An 18,515-nucleotide genomic window follows, 5' to 3' on the forward strand; every position below is an offset into this window, starting at 1 on the left:
GTCTCTCACCTTTCCCTTTGATGCACATTCCGATAACATCAGTCAAACAAGGATTGTGAAATAAAATTTCTTTTGTTCTTTTGTTACACATGATCCAGATCAAGTTTTTCTGAGTCAGCCCCGCTCTATAATCGACTCAGAAAGCGATTTAGTAAGGCATGTGAAAAAGCTGTTGCAACGATACCGTCTTGACAGGGCGACTATAATTGCCGGGCATTGCCAACGTCTTACTAAACAGTTTTCAAATAATCAGGAGATAAACATGGCAGTAACCAATTTGGCTGAACTGGATGCACTGGTCGCCCGCGTTAAGGAAGCCCAGCGTGAATTCGCCAGCTTCTCTCAAGAGCAGGTAGACAAGATCTTCCGTGCCGCCGCCCTGGCCGCCAACAACGCCCGTATCCCCCTGGCCCAGATGGCCGTGGAAGAATCCGGTATGGGTATCATCGAAGACAAGGTTATCAAGAACCACTTCGCCTCCGAATACATCTACAACAAGTACAAAGACGAGAAGACCTGCGGCATTCTGAGCGAAGATGATCAGATGGGTACCATCACCATCGCCGAGCCGGTAGGTATCATCTGTGGTATCGTTCCGACCACCAACCCGACCTCCACTGCGATCTTCAAATCCATGATCGCGCTCAAGACCCGCAACGCCATCATCTTCTCCCCGCACCCCCGTGCCAAGAACTCCACCAATACTGCTGCCAAGCTGGTACTGGATGCCGCTGTTGCCGCCGGTGCGCCAAAAGACATCATCGGCTGGATCGACCAACCGTCTGTTGAGCTCTCCAACGCCCTGATGAAGCACGAAGACATCAACCTGATCCTGGCCACCGGTGGCCCGGGCATGGTGAAAGCAGCCTACTCCTCCGGTAAGCCTGCTATCGGTGTGGGTGCCGGTAACGTACCTATCGTTATCGACGAAACCGCCGACGTGAAGCGTGCCGTTGCCTCCATTCTGATGTCCAAGACTTTCGATAACGGCGTGGTCTGTGCTTCCGAGCAGGCAGTCATCGTTGTTGATGCCATCTACAACCAGGTTAAAGAGCGCTTTGCATCCCACAAGGGCCACGTGCTCTCCAAAGAAGATGCTGACAAGGTACGTAAAGTCATCCTGATCAACGGTGCCCTGAACGCCAACATCGTTGGCCAGCCAGCCACCAAGATTGCCGAGATGGCAGGCGTGACTGTGCCGGCTGATACCAAGATCCTGATCGGTGAAGGCGTCAAGCTGTGTGCAGAAGATGAGTTTGCTCACGAGAAATTGTCCCCGCTGCTCGGTATGTTCCGTGCAAGCAGCTTCGAAAACGCCGTTGATATGGCCTGTGACATGGTCAACATCGGTGGTATCGGCCACACCTCCGGTCTGTACACCGACCAGGACCGCAACGCTGACCGCATCAAGTACTTCGGCGACAAGATGAAGACCGCGCGTATCCTGATCAACACTCCGTCTACCCAAGGCGGTATCGGTGACCTGTACAACTTCGCAATGGCACCGTCCCTGACCCTGGGTTGCGGCTCCTGGAGCGGTAACTCCATCTCCGAAAACGTGGGTCCGAAGCACCTGATCAACAAGAAGACAGTCGCAAAACGGGCAGAAAACATGCTGTGGCACAAACTTCCGAAATCCATCTACTTCCGTCGTGGTTCCCTGCCGATCGCTCTGAGCGACCTGGAAGGTAAAAAGCGTGCCATGGTCGTAACTGACCGCTTCCTGTTCAACAACGGCTACGCCGATGAACTGGTCAGCCTGCTGAAAGCACAGAATATGGAAGTGGAAGTGTTCTACGAAGTAGAAGCTGACCCGACCCTGGCTGTGGTTCGCAAGGGTGCCGAGATGGCCAACTCCTTCAAACCGGACGTTATCCTGGCGCTGGGCGGTGGTTCACCGATGGATGCCGCCAAGATCATGTGGGTGATGTACGAACACCCGAACACTGCGTTCGAAGATCTGGCCATGCGCTTCATGGATATCCGCAAGCGTATCTACAAGTTCCCGAAAATGGGCGTGAAGGCCGAACTGGTCTGTATCACCACCACTTCCGGTACCGGCTCTGAAGTCACTCCGTTTGCAGTAGTAACCGATGAAGTGTCTGGTCAGAAGTATCCGCTGGCTGACTACGAGCTGACCCCGAACATGGCCATCGTTGATGCCAACCTGGTTATGGGTATGCCGAAGTCCCTGTGTGCCTTCGGTGGTATCGATGCCGTGACTCACGCCATGGAAGCCTATGTTTCCGTACTGGCTAACGAGTACTCCGACGGCCAGGCGCTGCAAGCCCTGAAAATGCTGAAAGAGTACCTGCCGTCCAGCTACCAGAACGGTGCCAACGACCCGATCGCTCGTGAGAAGGTGCACAATGCTGCCACCATCGCCGGTATCGCGTTCGCCAACGCCTTCCTGGGTGTGTGCCACTCCATGGCTCACAAACTGGGTGCCGAGTTCCACATTCCGCACGGTCTGGCTAACGCCCTGCTGATCAGCAACGTCATCCGCTACAACGCGAACGACAACCCGACCAAGCAGACTGCGTTCTCCCAGTACGACCGTCCGCAGGCTCGTCGTCGTTACGCCGAAGTCGCTGACCACCTGGGTCTGACTGCTGCCGGTGACCGCACCGCTGCCAAGATCGAGAAGCTGCTGACCTGGCTGGATGAGCTGAAGGCTACCCTGGGTATCCCGGCCTCTATCCGCGAAGCTGGTGTGACTGAAGCTGACTTCCTGGCCAAGGTTGACCAGCTGGCTATCGAAGCTTTCGATGACCAGTGCACCGGCGCCAACCCGCGCTACCCGCTGATCAGCGAGCTGAAGCAGGTTCTGCTGGACTCCTACTACGGTCGTCCGTTCACCGAAGCCGCTCCGGTAACTGCTGCCCCGGTTGAAGCCAAGGTTGAAGGCAAGAAGAAATCCAAGGCCTGATAACCAGTCCTGAGATAACAAGCCCGCGCACTGCGCGGGCTTTTTTTATCTGCCACTTATCACAGAGCTCCTCTCTCCAGCCGATTGCGGTAGTGCAGCCCCTAACTTCCCAACCAACCAACCAACCAACCAACCAACCAACCAGCCAACCAACTCGCCCCAGCTAATCCGTTATCGACATCCCAACCTGTGACTCTGTATTGATGGGCACCTGTGATAACAAGAGCACGCCCCATCACCTCCTCTCCCCTACCCGCAACGAATTACCCTGACGGGCAGATGTGAGCAGTCAACGCCATCTCAAGAGCTAAAGGTGTGATAAACAGGATAAGCGGAGCCTCGCTAACGCAACGCAGCAGAACTGCCGACTGGCATACGAGCAGGGCCACCCGACTGACAGATACAGAGCAATGATAATGCGCAGAGAAAGCGGGAAAGATTGTCAGTGAATAGAGTTATTGCGCCGGTTGCTCAACCGACACATCAGCAGTTGCCACGATGCAAAGATAAAAAAATGGCAGCCATCAGGCTGCCATCGGGAGAGCACGATTCAGCGATCAGAGGGTCGCAGCGACTTCATCGGAGATGGAGCCGTTGTGGTAAACCTCTTGCACGTCGTCCAGATCTTCCAGCATGTCGATGAGGCGCATCAGTTTGGGTGCAGTTTCTGCATCCAGCTCAGCTTCGGTGGAGGGGATCATGGTCACTTCGGCGCTCTGGGCCTTGAAGCCGGCAGCTTCCAGACCATCCAGCACAGTACCGAAGTCGTTCGGGGTGGTGTACACCTCGATGGTGCCATCCTCTTCGGTGACCACGTCATCGGCGCCCGCTTCCAGCGCGGCATCCATCAGGGCATCTTCGTCCACGCCCACGAAGGTCAGCAGACCTTTCTTGCTGAACAGATAGGCGACGGAGCCGTCGGTCCCCAGGTTGCCACCGCACTTGCTGAAGGCGTGACGCACTTCGGCTACGGTACGGTTACGGTTGTCGGTCAGGCACTCTACCATCACGGCAGAGCCAGCCGGGCCGTAACCTTCGTACACGATGGTCTCGAGCTGTTCGCCATCGCCACCACCGGCGCCACGCTGAATGGCACGGTTGATGGTGTCGCGGGTCATGTTGTTGGTCAGGGCGGCAGTCACCGCAGCACGCAGACGCGGGTTGTTGGCCGGATCGGCATCACCCAGACGCGCGGAGGTAGTGATTTCGCGGATCAGCTTGGTGAAGATCTTGCCACGCTTGGCGTCCTGAGCGGCCTTGCGGTGTTTGATGTTGGCCCATTTACTGTGACCTGCCATAGAGACTCTCCGTTATTTTTTAAATGTCAGTAACACTGATCATGACTAACCCAAGGGAAACACAGAGGCCGCACGGCGGCGGTCTCCGGTGCCGGTATCGGCTTACTCGTCGCCCTTGACGGTGGTTGCAATCGCCAGCTCACCCAGTTGGGCGGCATTGGCAAGGCTGGGGGCGTCTGTCATCAGACAGGCGGCCGCGGTCGTTTTCGGGAAGGCGATGACGTCCCGAATGTTTTCGGTGCCGGTCAGCAGCATGCTGAGACGGTCCAGACCGAAGGCCAGACCGGCGTGCGGCGGGGTGCCGTACTTCAGGGCATCCAGCAGGAAGCCGAACTTCAGGCGCTGCTCGGCCGGGGTGATACCCAGGATATCGAACACGGTGGATTGCATCTCGCTGTTGTGGATACGGACAGAGCCGCCACCCACTTCGTAGCCGTTGATCACCATGTCGTAGGCGTTGGCGTAAGCACCCACCGGATTGGCTTTCAGCTCGGCCGGGCTCATGTTGCTCGGCGCGGTGAACGGGTGGTGCATGGCGGCCAGACCACCTTCACCATCTTCCTCGAACATCGGGAAGTCGATAACCCACAGCGGTTTCCAGCTGTTCTCCAGCAGGCCCAGATCGCGACCCACTTTCAGACGCAGGGCGCCCATGGCATCGCAGACCACTTTCTTGCTGTCAGCGCCAAAGAAGATGATGTCGCCGTCGGCTGCGCCGGTACGGGCCAGGATCTCGCGCACGATGGCGTCAGAGAGGAACTTGGCAACCGGAGACTGCACGCCTTCGATACCATTGGCGGCTTCGTTGACCTTCATCCAGGCCAGGCCCTTGGCACCGTAGATGCCGACAAACTTGGTGTATTCGTCGATCTGCTTGCGAGAGAGCTCGGCACCGCCCGGGACTTTCAGGGCAGCCACACGGCCTTTCGGATCGTTGGCGGGGCCCGCGAACACGGCGAACTCGACAGCAGTCAGCAGGTCAGCCACATCAACCAGCTCCATCGGCAGACGCAGGTCCGGCTTGTCGGAGCCGTATCGACGCATGGCTTCGTCGAAGGTCATGATCGGGAAGTCGCCCAGATCCACGTTCAGGATGTGCAGCCACAGTTTGCGGATCATCTCTTCCATCACTTTACGCACCTGCGGTGCGGTCATGAAGGAGGTCTCCACGTCGATCTGGGTGAATTCCGGCTGGCGGTCGGCACGCAGGTCTTCGTCACGGAAGCACTTGACGATCTGGTAGTAGCGATCGAAGCCGGACATCATCAGCAACTGCTTGAACAGCTGGGGAGATTGCGGCAGGGCGTAAAACTTGCCCTTGTGCACGCGGCTCGGCACCAGATAGTCACGGGCACCTTCCGGGGTGGCCTTGGTCAGCATCGGGGTCTCGATATCGAGGAAGCCGTGCTCGTCCATGAAGCGGCGTACGAAGGCGCTGGCCTTGGCACGGGTCTTCAGGTACTTGGCCATCTCGGGACGACGCAGATCCAGGTAACGATACTTGAGGCTGATCTCTTCGCTGTTGACCTGATTGAAGTCCAGCGGCAGCGGCTCGGCACGGTTGATGATGTTGAGTTCGTGGGCGAACACTTCGATGGCGCCAGTGGCCATGTCGCTGTTGCGCTGGGACTCGGGACGGGTACGCACCACGCCGGTCACCTGGATGCAGAACTCGCCGCGCAGCTCGGAGGCCAGGGCGAACGCGTCCGGCTTGTCCGGATCGAAGAACACCTGAACGATCCCTTCCCGGTCGCGCATATCGATAAAGATCAGACCGCCGAGATCACGACGACGATGAACCCAACCGCACAATGTAATGGTCTGCCCTGCATGGGCCTCATTGACCTGTCCGCAATAGATAGAGCGCATGGACTTCTTCCTTCGAAATTGTAGAGAGACGGTTAACCTTGGGCCGCCGGGCACGACTGGCAAGCACCGTCTGTCTCACAGCTGGCCAGATTCTTTTTCTTACCCGGTTTGAAATCAGTCTCGTACCATCCGGTTCCCTTGAGCCGGAAGCCTGCCGCCGATATCAGCTTGACCAGATTCGGCTTGCTACAGGCCGGACAGTCGGTCAGGGGGGCATCGGAAAGCTTTTGCAGTTTTGCCAATTCATGGCCACAGACGTCGCAACGATATTCGTAGATGGGCATGGGTCACAAGAAATTGAAAAACAAAAGGGCTGGCATTATAGAGGAAAACCCCCTTTTGGGTAAAATGGCCAGCAGCCTCCTTTCGCCAGTTTTTTGCACTCGATGGCAAAAAGCGGGCAAAAAATCGGCACGAATGCACCAAGAGCGAAGAGAATAGCCATCATGAGCCTCTATTTGGGCCTGCCACAGTGGTCCCACCCCAGCTGGCCCGGCCAGTTGCTGGGCCTTGGCGCCAAGCCTGCCGAACACCTCGCCCACTACGCGGCCGTCTTCAACTCGGTGGAGGGTAACACCACCTTCTACGCCCTGCCGACACCGGACACGGTACAGCGCTGGGCCGATGCGGTGCCCGATCACTTTCGTTTCAACTTCAAATTTCCGCAAACCATCAGCCACCAGAGCGATCTGGTGAGCGCAGACAAACAAGTCGCCGACTTTATTCGCCTGCTGGCCCCGCTGCACGACAAGCTGGGGCTGCTCACCCTGCAGTTGCCCGCCCGTTTCGGGCCACAGGGGCTGGCCAGACTGGCGGCCTTCATCGATCGGCTGCCGCGGGCGTTTCGCTACGCCCTCGAGGTGCGCCACCCCGACTTCTTCGCCAAGGGGGAGGCCGAGCGGGCATTGAACCGACTGCTGATGGAACAGGGTGTGAACCGGGTGATGCTCGACAGTCGGCCACTCTTCTCGGTGCAAGCAACCACGCCAGCCCTTGTCGATGCCCAGGGCAAGAAACCGCGCCTGCCGGTGCATCTGCTGGCCACCGCCAACGCCCCCATGGTGCGCTTTATCGGCCTGCCGGATCCGGCGGCCAATCACCCCTTCCTGCCCAGCTGGCTCCCCCATTGGCGCCAATGGCTTTCCGAGGGCAAGGATCTCTACCTCTATATACATACTGCCGACAACGCCCAGGCACCTGAGCTGGCCCGTCAGATCACCCGCTTGCTGGAGCAGGAGATGGCCCCCTGGCCGGGGAAAACGATCGCGCACGGCAGGGAGTGCTGCGCTTTTAGCCAACCCATTCTGCGGCCATCGTTTCGCTGCAAAAAAAGTGCTTTTTTGTGGCGTGGCAAGCCCTGGCGTCAAGACAAACGGCCATCAATCCTCTACACTACCGCCCCAAGTAAGGGTCCGGAACATGGCCCGTACGAACAGGAACGGTCCAAAGGATTTCATGACCAGCTACCCCGTTCGTAAACAGGTGATAAATCTACTCTGATGGGTGTCACCCAACGACTCAATTGAACAATACAGCCGGGTGATGTCCCGACTGTCAGGTTGCGCCAGCATGCATACCAAAGATCAAATTTTTGCCGCCCCGATCGCCCGATTGGGAGACTTCTGTTTTGACGAACAGGTCGTCGACGTATTTCCCGATATGATCCAGCGCTCGGTGCCGGGTTACAGCAACATCATCTCCGCCATCGGCATGATGGCCGCCCGCTACGCCCAACCCGAGAGCCGACTCTATGATCTCGGCTGCTCACTGGGCGCCGCGACCCAAGCGATGCGTCGCCATGTCAGCCAGCCCGGCTGCCGCATCACTGCGGTGGATCTCTCCCATCCGATGATCGAGCGCGCCCGCGCCCACCTCTCCGGTTTCAAATCCGAGGTGCCGGTGGAGCTGGTGGAGGCGGATATCTGCGACATCGAGATTGAGAATGCCTCCGTGGTGGTACTCAACTTCACTCTGCAATTTGTCGAGCCAGAGAAACGGGCCGCCCTGATCCAGCGCATTCACGATGGGCTGCGCCCGGGCGGGATCCTGATCCTGAGCGAAAAGTTCCGCTTCGAAGATGAACCGGTCAACGAGCTGCTGATCGATCTGCATCTCGACTTCAAGCGGGCCAATGGCTACAGCGAGCTGGAGATCAGCCAGAAACGCACCGCCCTTGAGAACGTGATGCGCACCGACAGCCTGCCGGTGCATCAGGCACGCCTACGGGACGCCGGTTTCGTCCATCAGGATCTCTGGTTCCAGTGCTTTAACTTCGGCTCCATGATTGCCATCAAATCCAGCGACGCCCAGCCATGATCGACTTTGCCAATTTCTATCAACTGATTGCCAAAAACCGGCTGAGCCACTGGCTGCATACCCTGCCCGCCCAGCTGCACGCCTGGCAACATGACAACCAGCATGGCGACCTGCCGCGCTGGAATCGTGCCCTCAACAAGCTGCCGGTGGTCTCCCCCGGCAACATCGAGCTGAAAAGCCGGGTCGAGATTGGCTCAGCCGAGAGCTTTGGCGAAGGGGAGCGCAAGAAGGTCGAGAGCCTGCTGCGCCACTTCATGCCCTGGCGCAAGGGGCCGTTCACCGTGCACGGCATCCACATCGATACCGAGTGGCGCTCTGACTGGAAGTGGGATCGGGTGCTGCCCCATATCAGCCCGCTCGAAGGCCGTTACGTGCTGGATGTGGGCTGCGGCAGCGGCTACCACCTCTGGCGCATGGTGGGTGAAGGGGCCAAGCTCGCGGTCGGCATCGATCCGAGCCCGCTGTTTCTCTGCCAGTTCGAGGCCATTCGCCACTTCGCGGGCAATGATCAGCGCGCCCACCTGTTGCCGCTCGGTATTCAGGAGCTGCCGGAGCTGCGTGCCTTTGACACCGTCTTCTCCATGGGGGTGCTCTATCACCGCAAATCCCCCATCGAGCACATCGAGCAGCTGCGCAATCAATTGAAAGATGATGGCGAGCTGGTGCTGGAGACGCTGGTGATTGATGGCGGGGTCAACGACGTGCTGATGCCCACTGACCGTTACGGCAAGATGCGCAACGTCTGGTTTATTCCCTCAAGCCGCGCCCTCAAGCTGTGGGTCGAGCGCTGCGGCTTCACCGACGTGCGGATAGTAGACGAGAATATGACCAGCACCGACGAACAGCGTCGTACCGACTGGATGATTAATGAATCCCTGAGTGACTATCTGGATCCAGACAATCCGGCACTCACGGTAGAAGGACACCCGGCGCCGAAACGTGCCGTACTGATTGCCCGCAAGGCCAAAGACTAGCCGGTGGCGCTTGTGGAAGTTACACTGACCCAATTCCAGGAAGCACAGTTAAATGAATGACATGAAAAGCAAATTAAAAGGAATGACCCTGCTCTCCCTGCTTAGTCTCGGCGGGTGTGTCAATATGGAAAAAGCGCCTCAGGTCCCTGCTCTGACGCTGGCCGAGCTTCGTAGCGAGCTGAGCCAGAGCGAGCAGCGCCTGCAAACATCCATGGAACAGCAACAGAAGCAGTATGTGCAGCAACAGCACCTGCTGGTTCAGCTCAACACAGATGTCACCAATATGAAAGAGTCCGTCAAGCAAGTAGACCACAAGCTCGCCACCCTCCCCTCCGAGCCGCCCAAGCCGATGGCCATCCCCACCGAGAAGTGCCCGGCCCCCAATCAGGGTCACACCATCGATGGCAAGCTGATGGTCGGTGAAGCCGAGTGGATCTGGGTTGATGCGGCCAACGACGCCTTCCAGGCGCGGGTCGATACCGGTGCGACCACCTCCTCCATCAGTGCGCAGGAGATCACCATTTTCGAGCGCAACGGCAAAAACTGGGTGCGCTTCTTCCTGAGTCATCAGGAAGTGGACGACAAGATCCAGATCGAAGCGCCGCTGGTGCGCCATGTACGGGTGCGTCAGGCCTCTGCCGACGATCTGGACCGCCGTCCGGTAGTGCGTCTGGCCGTGCGCATTGGCGACATGACCGAGAAAGCCGAATTTACCCTGAAAGACCGTAGCGACATGACCTTCCCTGTGCTGCTGGGTCGCGAATTTTTGAAAGACATCGCAGTGGTTGATGTGGCCCGCGAATATATCCAACCCAAACCCAAGCTCAAGGATGTGAAATAATCCATGGTTTCCCGTAAGCCGTTCTATTTGCTGGTAGCCCTGCTGTACATTGTCGGCCTGGGGATGACGATCTATCACCATATCGCGTTGGATGTGCCGCTGACGCCCGGTGAAAAGCGCCAGATCTGGTCCATCGAAGCCAAGCTGGAGTTTGAGGCGACCGGTGAGCCGGTGATCGCCTCCCTGGCCATTCCGGGCACCCAGCCCGGTTTCACCCTGATGAACGAGAACGCCGCCAGCCCCGGCTACGGCCTCTCCTTCGTCGAGAAAGATGGCGATGCCCGCGCCGAGTGGTCCATCCGCACCGCCTCTGGCCGTCAGGAGCTCTATTACCGCGTCGACATGATGGCGGATGCCCATGCCAAACCGGCCGCCAATCCGCAGCCGCCTGCCATCGAGAAGCAGATCGAGAGTGAGCCTTACGCCACCGCGATGAAGCAGATCCTCGAGCGGGCCCAGGAGCGCTCTGCCGACGGCTACACCCTGACTCGCGAGATCATCAAAGAGATCGAGAAGCAGGAGCAGAACGCCGAGCTGCTGAAAAAGCACAAGAGCCGCGCCAACCTGATCGCCGAGCTGCTCAACAATGCTGACGTCCCCACCCGCGTGGTGCATGCCCTGAATCTGGAAGATGGCCGCCGTCGTCAGGAGCTGGTGGATTACCTGCAGGTATTCAACAGCCCGACCGACTACAAGCTGTTCAACCCGCAAACCGGTGAACAGGGCCGTCCGGCCAACCTGCTGCTGTGGGAATATAACTCTGGCGCCCTGCTGGACGTGACCGGTGGTCACAACTCCCGTGTCAGCTTCTCGATGATCGAGCAGGAGCAGCCGGTCAGCGTTGCTCTGGCCCAGAAGTTCGAAAAATCAGAGATGATGAACTTCTCCATCCACAGCCTACCACTGGAAGAGCAGACCCTGTTCAAGGGCTTGCTGCTGATCCCGATCGGCGTGCTGATGGTGGTGTTCCTGCGGGTTCTGGTGGGGATCAAGACCTCCGGTACCTTTATGCCGGTGCTGATCGCGGTCGCCTTTATCCAGACCTCGCTGGTCACCGGTCTCATCGGCTTCCTGCTGATCGTCGGCACCGGTCTCATCATCCGCTCCTATCTGTCGCGGCTTAACCTGCTGCTGGTCGCCCGAATATCGGCCATCATCATCATGGTTATCTCGATGATCGGTATCTTCTCCGCGTTCGCCTTCAAGCTGGGGCTGACCGACGGTATGAAGATCACCTTCTTCCCGATGATCATCCTCTCCTGGACCATCGAACGGATGTCCATCCTGTGGGAAGAAGAGGGCCCGAAAGAGGTGTTCCGCCAGGGCGGTGGCTCTCTGCTGGTGGCTGTCATCGCCTATCTGGCCATGGATAACGAGCTTATTCGTCACCTCACCTTCAACTTCCTCGGCCTGCAGCTGGTGCTGATGGCGACCGTGCTGTTGATGGGTAACTACACCGGCTACAAGCTGAGCGAACTGAAGCGCTTCAAGCCGCTGGTGGACGAGATGAAATCTGGCGTCACCCCGGGTAAGGACAAGTAACCGATGTGGTTCTGGGAAAAATACACCACCCCGTGGAGCCTGTCCCAATCAGGCATCCTCGGCATGAACAAACGCAACCACTCCTACATCAGCCGCTACAATCCGCGCAGCCTCTATCCGCTGGTGGATGACAAGCTGCAGACCAAGCAAATTGCGCTGGATGCAGGGGTTACCGTGCCTGAGCTGATCGGTACCATCCGTGCCCAGCACGATGTGGGTCGCATCACCGAGCTGGTAAAAGATTGGCCGGGCTTCTGCATCAAGCCGGCTCGTGGCTCGGGCGGCAAGGGGATCCTGGTGATCCTGCGTCAGGAAGATGGCCTCTTCTATAAACCTAACGGCAGCGCCTCCAACGGTCAGGATCTGGAGCGCCATGTCTCCAACATTCTGGCGGGGCTCTATTCGCTTGGCGGCAAGCCCGACGTGGCACTGGTGGAAGGCCTCATCAACTTTGATGATGTGTTCGACGGCTACTCCTTCGAAGGGGTACCCGATGCCCGGGTCATCATCTTCAAGGGGTTCCCGGTTATGGCGATGATGCGCCTCTCCACCGCCGCCTCCGACGGCAAGGCGAATCTGCACCAGGGCGCCGTGGGGGTGGGTCTGTGCCTGCGTACCGGTCGTGCCCTGCGGGCGGTGCAGTTTGGCAATCCGCTGCGCCACCATCCGGATACCGGCCTCGATCTCTATGAGCTCAAGGTCCCACACTGGGATACCCTGCTCACCCTCGCCGCCTCCTGCTACGAGATGTCGGGTCTGGGCTATATCGGCACCGACATGGTGCTGGACAAGTTCCGCGGCCCCATGCTGCTGGAGCTCAACGCCCGTCCGGGTCTTGCCATCCAGATCGCCAACGGTCGCGGCCTGGTGCCCAACCTCAAGACCATCGAGAAGCTGGGGCAGGTGAAGATGAACGTGGAGCAGCGAGTCAATTTTGCCAAGGATCACTTCGGGATCTTTGAGGAATAACTTCTTCGCTTGTGAACTGAGCGCGCCTATGGCGCGCTTTTTTTATGGCGATTATCTGTCGGCATATCCCCCCACCCAGCCATTCGGATCAGCACCTCATTTCGTAACGACGAGTACTCCAGCGAACGGCAGCTTGGAATAGCGAGGAGAGCGATGGAACGACGGAACGACGGAACGACGGAACGACGGAACGAGAAGAGTGTGACCGCAATGTCAGGGGATGGATAAATCTCAGGTATAAAAAAACCGGCGCCAAAACGCCGGTTCTTCAAGGAGAGTGCAGCTCGATTACAGAGAGTCAGCATTCTCGGACAGGTACTTGGCAACGCCGTCCGGAGAGGCTTGCATACCTTTTTTGCCTTTTTCCCACTGAGCGGGGCACACTTCGCCGTGCTCTTCGTGGAATTGCAGGGCATCGACCATGCGCAGCATCTCGTCGATGTTGCGGCCCAGCGGCAGATCGTTGACAACCTGGTGACGAACGACACCGTTCTTGTCGATCAGGAAGGAGCCACGGAACGCCACGCCGGCTTCCGGATGCTCAACGTCATAGGCTTTGCAGATTTCGTGTTTCACGTCGGCGATCAGTGGGTACTTGACCTGACCGATACCGCCATCTTCCACTTTGGTGTTGCGCCATGCGTTGTGGGAGAACTGGGAATCGATGGAAACACCGATCACTTCCACGCCACGCTTCTGGAACTCTTCATAACGGTGATCGAAGGCAATCAGCTCGGACGGGCAGACGAAGGTGAAATCGAGCGGATAAAAGAAGACAACGGCAGCTTTGCCTTTGATGTGGGATGACAGGTTGAATGAATCAACGATCTCGCCATTACCCAGAACAGCTGCGGCGGTAAAATCGGGTGCGGGACGGCCTACCAATACCATATTCAATTCCTCTTTATGTGAAGTGAACAATCCGGTGAGGATTGGGCTACCTAGAGCCAAGTCCATCTAATTCAAGCGACAAACTATAGACCCGGTGGTAGATTAGTTAAATCAAATTAAATAGATAGCATTAATCGGGTTTTTCTATGCAACGTTGGCCCAGCCTCAAACAGCTGCAATATCTGGTCGCTCTCGATGAGCACAAGAACTTCAACCGCGCCGCCAAGGCCTGTCATGTCAGCCAGTCGACCCTGAGTACCGGGATCCAGACGCTGGAGGACATGATGAACCTGCAACTGGTGGAGCGGGACCACAAGAGCTTCATTATGACCCCGGTCGGCATGGAAATCGTCGAGCGCGCTCGCAATTTGCTCTCCGATGCACGGGATCTGATGGAGCTCGGGCAACATCAGGGCGGCGTGATGCAGGGGACGGTACGTCTGGGCTGCATTCCCACCATCGCCCCCTTCCTGCTGAGCAAGCTGCTGAAAGAGTGCAGCAAAACCTATCCTGACCTCGAATTGTTGCTGCGTGAAGACACCACCAGCAATCTGCTCAAGCAGCTGGAACAGGGTCAGCTCGATTTGCTGATCCTCGCCCTGCCCATCGAGATAGGTGGATTTCACTGCAAGACCGTCGGTCAGGATCCGTTCCACATGGTGATGCCAGCCAGCATGGCGGCCGGTCTGCATACCCCGTTCGACTACAAGGAGCTGCCCAACCAGAGCATCTTCCTGCTGGAGCGGGAGCACTGCCTCACCGAGCACGCAGTGAGCGCTTGCCGCCTGCGGGACAAGAGCAAGATCAACCCGTTTGCTGCAACCAGCCTGCACACCCTGGTACAGATGGTGGAAGCGGGTCTTGGAACCACCTTCCTGCCGCAGATGGCCATCGATGCCGGCATTCTTGCCAACTCCGATCTGGTGGCCATCCCGCTGCCGGGAGAGACCTCCTATCGCGAGATCGGGCTGGTCTGGCGCCCCAGCACCACCCGGGTGCAGACCTTCTACAAGCTGGCCGAGCTGCTTAAACCGCTGATCAGCCACAACGAGTGACAACAAACGCCAGCCCTCGGGTTGGCGTTTTTCAGTTCCCCGCCACATTTTTCCTCTCGGAGACTAGGTCTGGAGCCAGATCCCTGTTTATGATGGAAAAGTTGTCGCGTGCCCTCCTGCCGCCAGAACGATTTGGCAGGATATGGCGTTCGATAAATGTCTCGTTTGGTAGACCCGTCCGTGGAGAGAGCCCGATGTATCGCAAGCTGCTGCTATCCCTGCTGACTCTGCTGCTGGCCGCCTGTTCCAGCACGCCGGAGCCTCCTCCGGCCCCCCGGCAGAGCAGTGCCTTCGATGGCTTCTACCAACAATGGCGTGGTGTTCCCTACCGCATGGGCGGCGCCAGCCGCGCCGGGCTAGACTGCTCCGCCTTCACCCAGCTCGCCTACAGTCAGGTGCTGGGCTTCAACCTGCCAAGAACCACCGAATCTCAGGCCAGCATTGGCAAACCGGTGGATCGCTACCGGCTGCAACACGGGGATCTGGTCTTCTTCAAAACCGGCTGGCAACAGTACCATGTGGGGGTCTACACAGGTGCCGGCGAGTTTATTCACGCCTCCACCAGCAAGGGAGTGATCCGCTCCCGCCTCGACAACGTCTACTGGAACAGTCGCTACTGGCAGGCACGTCGGGTGACCCAGTAACCGCTCAAACGCCTGCTTGCGGCACAAGTTGCGTGCCGATACTCTCCGTCAATCCCTGTCGCGATGTCGGGACACGCAACCCACGCTTATAACTCAATTGGCCCCAAAGCCTGCATATCACACCATTTTGTGATAAGGTGGTGGCCAATTTTTAACACTTTCGCCTTTTTCTCATACTCTTTCTGTCCTGATTGACAACAAGCGAGGCAATAACAAGCTGCGCGCGGCGAAAGTGGAGTGTGGCGCAACACTGCCGGACGGGTGGCCCACAGCTGCAGTATCAAGGGTTAAATAGATAAGGAGATCGTGCAATGAAACAGTATCAAAGCTGGCTGGGGCAATACCTGATGAGTCGCCGTGACGGTGACCACGCCATGGCATGCGAGATGGCGAGTTCCATCTGCGAGTTCTGGCAGCAGCAGGGTGATGAAAACGAACTGGACAAGTGGCAGCAGATTTACCAGAACCATCTGGAAAAGACCACCTGATCCCGACCGTTGCCTTGCTGCCAGCTACCCGGTGTTGGCAGCAAGGCCACTCGCGACCAACCACCATCAGCCAACCCCTCTCCCCCAATTTTCCCGCTACGTTAAACCGCTACCTTCGTTCACTAGCGCTGTACCATCTTCATTTTGCTCTTGCGCACCGGCCTCTGTTCATTCCATCTCGGCAGCCATTTCCTGCGCCCAGTCGATAAAGGCCTGGATCTTGGGACACGCCCGATTGGGCAGGGTCGCCATGTAATAACGCTGCTCGCACTTGATCTCCAGCCCGGCAAAAGGGGCCACCAGCTCGTTGCGTGCCAGTCGCTTGCTCACCAGATTCTTGCGCCCCATGGCGATCCCGGCGTGATTCATGGCGGCGATGATGGCGAGATCCGAGCGATCAAAACCCATGCTCAGCTGGCATGCCTCGAGGCTGACCCCGGCGTGGCGAGCCCAACTGCTCCATTCATCGGTATCCGAGTCAAATCCCCATGCCTGCCGATCATGAAGTAGACGGCACAAGGACAAGTTGGCGGGATTGCCGACAAGCCCGTGCTGCTCGGCATATTCCGGGCTGCAGACCGGCAGCATGAACTCATCCATCAGCGGGTGGATGGCAAGCCGCTCTGGGCTCTTCTCATCGAAATAGAGGGTCAAATCGATGCCATAACCATGCAGGTTGATGTTCTCGTTGCCGGTGATGATATTGAGCTCGATCTGCGGATGCAGGCGGGAGAAATCCGCCAACCTGGGCACCAGCCAGCACTGGGCGATGGAGGGACGCGAATAGATGGTCAGGGTACCGGAGAGCTCCTGATTCTTGATCTCCAGGATCTCCTGATTGATGAACTCCAGTGAGGATTTGAGCGCCCAAAACACCCGCTGCCCATCCGCCGTCAGTACCACCTTGCGGTGAAAACGCTCAAAGAGCTTGAACCCCAGCTCCTCTTCCAACGCGCTGATCCGGTGACTCACGGCACTGGGACTCAGCGACAATTCATCAGCCGCCATGGCAAAGGATCCGTGGCGGGCGGCCGCCTCGAAGGTGTGCAACTTGGCCAACTGGTAGCCGCTCAACAGCTTGTTGCGCGATATGTAATTATCCCCGTTATACATTCATCCCCCTCTTCGCAATGGCTGCCGATGATACACCCGCAGGCCATCTTCAGGATGAAACCAAAAGACCCAAAGAATGTGATTTCGATAAATTGTGACCAATGCAGCGCTCTTGCATCACCTCAGCTCACCCAAGTGGTCGATTTCATCATTTGTCAGCCCCGCCTCATTTTCATTCAATAAGCGCATAAACAATCACACACAACAGATGTCGAGGCGCAGTATGAGTTCAGAGGTATGGGTCATCGCTACCTTGCTAAGTAGCATCGTTCTTATCGTGGTCACCATAGTGAAGAGCAAGATCCACCCCTTTCTTGCCCTGCTGTTGGCCAGCTTCTATGTGGGCACCCTGATGGGGATGGAGCCCCTCAAGATGGTCAGCGCCATGGAAGAGGGCATTGGCGGCACGCTAGGCTTTCTCGCCGCCGTCATCGGCCTTGGCACCATACTTGGCAAGATGATGGAGGTGTCTGGCGCGGCTGAGCGCATCGGCCTCGCCCTGCAGAGATGCCGCTGGCTCTCGCCGGATGTCATCATGGTACTGGTGGGTCTGGTATGTGGCATCACCCTGTTTGTCGAAGTCGGCGTGGTGCTGCTGATCCCGCTCGCCTTCTCCATCGCCCGCAAGACCAACACCTCGCTGCTCAAGCTGGCCATTCCGCTCTGCACCGCCCTGATGGCCGTGCACTGCATAGTGCCGCCGCACCCTGCTGCCCTCTATGTCACCAATCAGCCTATGTCACCAATCAGCTGGGCGCCGATGTGGGATCCGTCATCGTCTATGGTCTGGCAGTCGGCCTCTTTGCCTCGCTGGTGGGCGGCCCCCTGTTCCTCAAGCTGCTGGGTAACCGGCTCCCGTTCAAGGAGGTGCCCGCTGCCTTTGCCGATATCAAGGCCCGCGATGAGGCAACTCTCCCGACCTTAAGCGCCTCGCTCTTTACCGTGCTGCTGCCCATCCTGCTGATGCTTGCCAAGACGGTCGCCGAGCTCAATATGGAGCACGCCAGCCACCTCTACACCGTGCTGGAGTTTATCGGCAACCCCATCACCGCCATGTTTATCGCAGCCTTCACCGCCTACTACGTGCTGGGGATCCGCCAGCAAATGAAGATGGAGGGACTGCTTAACAAGACCGAGGAGTGCTTCTCCTCCATCGCCAACATTCTGCTCATCATCGGTGCGGGTGGCGCCTTCAATGGGGTGCTCAAGGCAAGCGGCCTGGGCGATAGCCTGGCCACCATCCTCTCCCAGCTGGATATGCACCCCATTCTGCTCGCCTGGCTGGTTGCCATCGTGCTGCACGCCGCTGTGGGCTCCGCCACCGTCGCCATGATGGGCGCCACCGCCATCGTCTCCCCCATCATGGTGCACTACCCGAACATCAGCCCGGAGATCATGACCCTGGCCATCGGCTCCGGTGCCATTGGCTGCACCATGGTGACTGACTCTCTGTTCTGGCTGGTCAAGCAGTATTGCGGCGCCACCCTGAACGAAACGCTCAAGTACTACACCACCGCCACCTTGGTCGCCTCCCTGATGGCGCTAGCCGGTACCTTCCTGCTCTCCTTTATCGTGTAACAAGACCG

General features: G+C 58.0%; 14 protein-coding genes and 2 pseudogenes. 11 read left to right on the top strand and 5 right to left on the bottom strand.

What is annotated here, in order from left to right:
* Positions 1 to 262 precede the first annotated feature (262 nt).
* Complete coding sequence (gene adhE / locus I6L47_RS05980) at positions 263 to 2,929, top strand: bifunctional acetaldehyde-CoA/alcohol dehydrogenase (protein ID WP_216948892.1); 2,667 nt, start codon at positions 263 to 265, stop codon at positions 2,927 to 2,929.
* Between the two features lie 557 nt (positions 2,930 to 3,486).
* Here the strand turns inward: adhE and I6L47_RS05985 are convergent.
* The 3 genes from I6L47_RS05985 to I6L47_RS05995 all read right to left on the bottom strand — a co-directional run bounded on the left by I6L47_RS05985 (position 3,487) and on the right by I6L47_RS05995 (position 6,380).
* A complete protein-coding gene (locus tag I6L47_RS05985) occupies positions 3,487 to 4,227 on the bottom strand; it encodes a YebC/PmpR family DNA-binding transcriptional regulator (RefSeq protein WP_005337681.1) in 741 nt (246 codons plus the stop codon).
* 102 nt (positions 4,228 to 4,329) lie between these two features.
* Positions 4,330 to 6,096, bottom strand: a complete 1,767-nt coding sequence (gene aspS / locus I6L47_RS05990; protein ID WP_216948893.1) for an aspartate--tRNA ligase — start codon at positions 6,094 to 6,096, stop codon at positions 4,330 to 4,332.
* 32 nt (positions 6,097 to 6,128) lie between these two features.
* Positions 6,129 to 6,380 (bottom strand): FmdB family zinc ribbon protein, encoded by a 252-nt coding sequence (locus I6L47_RS05995; RefSeq protein WP_005337686.1) that lies wholly within the window; start codon positions 6,378 to 6,380, stop codon positions 6,129 to 6,131.
* 162 nt (positions 6,381 to 6,542) lie between these two features.
* On the opposite strand from I6L47_RS05995, the pseudogene I6L47_RS06000 reads away from it, so the two are divergent.
* From I6L47_RS06000 to I6L47_RS06025, 6 genes and pseudogenes are all read left to right on the top strand, one after another.
* Positions 6,543 to 7,390 (top strand): annotated as a pseudogene (locus I6L47_RS06000) (DUF72 domain-containing protein).
* Between the two features lie 275 nt (positions 7,391 to 7,665).
* Positions 7,666 to 8,412 (top strand): carboxy-S-adenosyl-L-methionine synthase CmoA, encoded by a 747-nt coding sequence (gene cmoA / locus I6L47_RS06005; RefSeq protein ID WP_005353159.1) that lies wholly within the window; start codon positions 7,666 to 7,668, stop codon positions 8,410 to 8,412.
* Positions 8,409 to 9,386, top strand: coding sequence for a tRNA 5-methoxyuridine(34)/uridine 5-oxyacetic acid(34) synthase CmoB (gene cmoB / locus I6L47_RS06010; RefSeq protein WP_194495759.1), 978 nt, complete (start codon positions 8,409 to 8,411; stop codon positions 9,384 to 9,386). The genes cmoA and cmoB overlap by 4 nt, the downstream gene beginning before the upstream one ends.
* A gap of 52 nt (positions 9,387 to 9,438) precedes the next feature.
* Positions 9,439 to 10,227: an ATP-dependent zinc protease gene (locus tag I6L47_RS06015; RefSeq protein WP_005337698.1), complete on the top strand. Its 789-nt coding sequence runs from the start codon at positions 9,439 to 9,441 to the stop codon at positions 10,225 to 10,227.
* A 3-nt stretch (positions 10,228 to 10,230) separates the two neighbouring features.
* Positions 10,231 to 11,769: an inactive transglutaminase family protein gene (locus I6L47_RS06020; protein ID WP_005337699.1), complete on the top strand. Its 1,539-nt coding sequence runs from the start codon at positions 10,231 to 10,233 to the stop codon at positions 11,767 to 11,769.
* A 3-nt stretch (positions 11,770 to 11,772) separates the two neighbouring features.
* A complete protein-coding gene (locus I6L47_RS06025) occupies positions 11,773 to 12,738 on the top strand; it encodes an alpha-L-glutamate ligase-like protein (protein ID WP_005337700.1) in 966 nt (321 codons plus the stop codon).
* Positions 12,739 to 13,026: 288 nt separating this feature from the next.
* Here I6L47_RS06025 and I6L47_RS06030 read toward each other — a convergent pair whose 3' ends face one another.
* Positions 13,027 to 13,629 carry a peroxiredoxin C gene (locus tag I6L47_RS06030; protein WP_005337701.1) on the bottom strand — a complete coding sequence of 201 codons (603 nt, stop codon included), beginning with the start codon at positions 13,627 to 13,629 and terminating at the stop codon, positions 13,027 to 13,029.
* 146 nt (positions 13,630 to 13,775) lie between these two features.
* Here I6L47_RS06030 and I6L47_RS06035 point away from each other — a divergent pair, with 146 nt between their 5' ends.
* The 3 genes from I6L47_RS06035 to I6L47_RS06045 all read left to right on the top strand — a co-directional run bounded on the left by I6L47_RS06035 (position 13,776) and on the right by I6L47_RS06045 (position 15,816).
* Positions 13,776 to 14,684, top strand: coding sequence for a hydrogen peroxide-inducible genes activator (locus I6L47_RS06035; protein WP_005337702.1), 909 nt, complete (start codon positions 13,776 to 13,778; stop codon positions 14,682 to 14,684).
* A 194-nt stretch (positions 14,685 to 14,878) separates the two neighbouring features.
* Positions 14,879 to 15,328, top strand: a complete 450-nt coding sequence (locus I6L47_RS06040) for a C40 family peptidase (RefSeq protein ID WP_005337703.1) — start codon at positions 14,879 to 14,881, stop codon at positions 15,326 to 15,328.
* 311 nt (positions 15,329 to 15,639) lie between these two features.
* Positions 15,640 to 15,816 (top strand): hypothetical protein, encoded by a 177-nt coding sequence (locus tag I6L47_RS06045; protein ID WP_005337704.1) that lies wholly within the window; start codon positions 15,640 to 15,642, stop codon positions 15,814 to 15,816.
* A 168-nt stretch (positions 15,817 to 15,984) separates the two neighbouring features.
* On the opposite strand, the gene dsdC is transcribed toward I6L47_RS06045, so the two are convergent.
* Positions 15,985 to 16,929: a DNA-binding transcriptional regulator DsdC gene (dsdC, locus tag I6L47_RS06050; protein ID WP_216948894.1), complete on the bottom strand. Its 945-nt coding sequence runs from the start codon at positions 16,927 to 16,929 to the stop codon at positions 15,985 to 15,987.
* A gap of 223 nt (positions 16,930 to 17,152) precedes the next feature.
* Between dsdC and dsdX the strand changes: the two are divergent.
* Positions 17,153 to 18,507, top strand: a pseudogene (gene dsdX / locus I6L47_RS22640) (D-serine transporter DsdX).
* Positions 18,508 to 18,515: the final 8 nt, after the last annotated feature.

The organism is Aeromonas sp. FDAARGOS 1417, assembly GCF_019046985.1.
Lineage (GTDB): Bacteria > Pseudomonadota > Gammaproteobacteria > Enterobacterales > Aeromonadaceae > Aeromonas > Aeromonas veronii.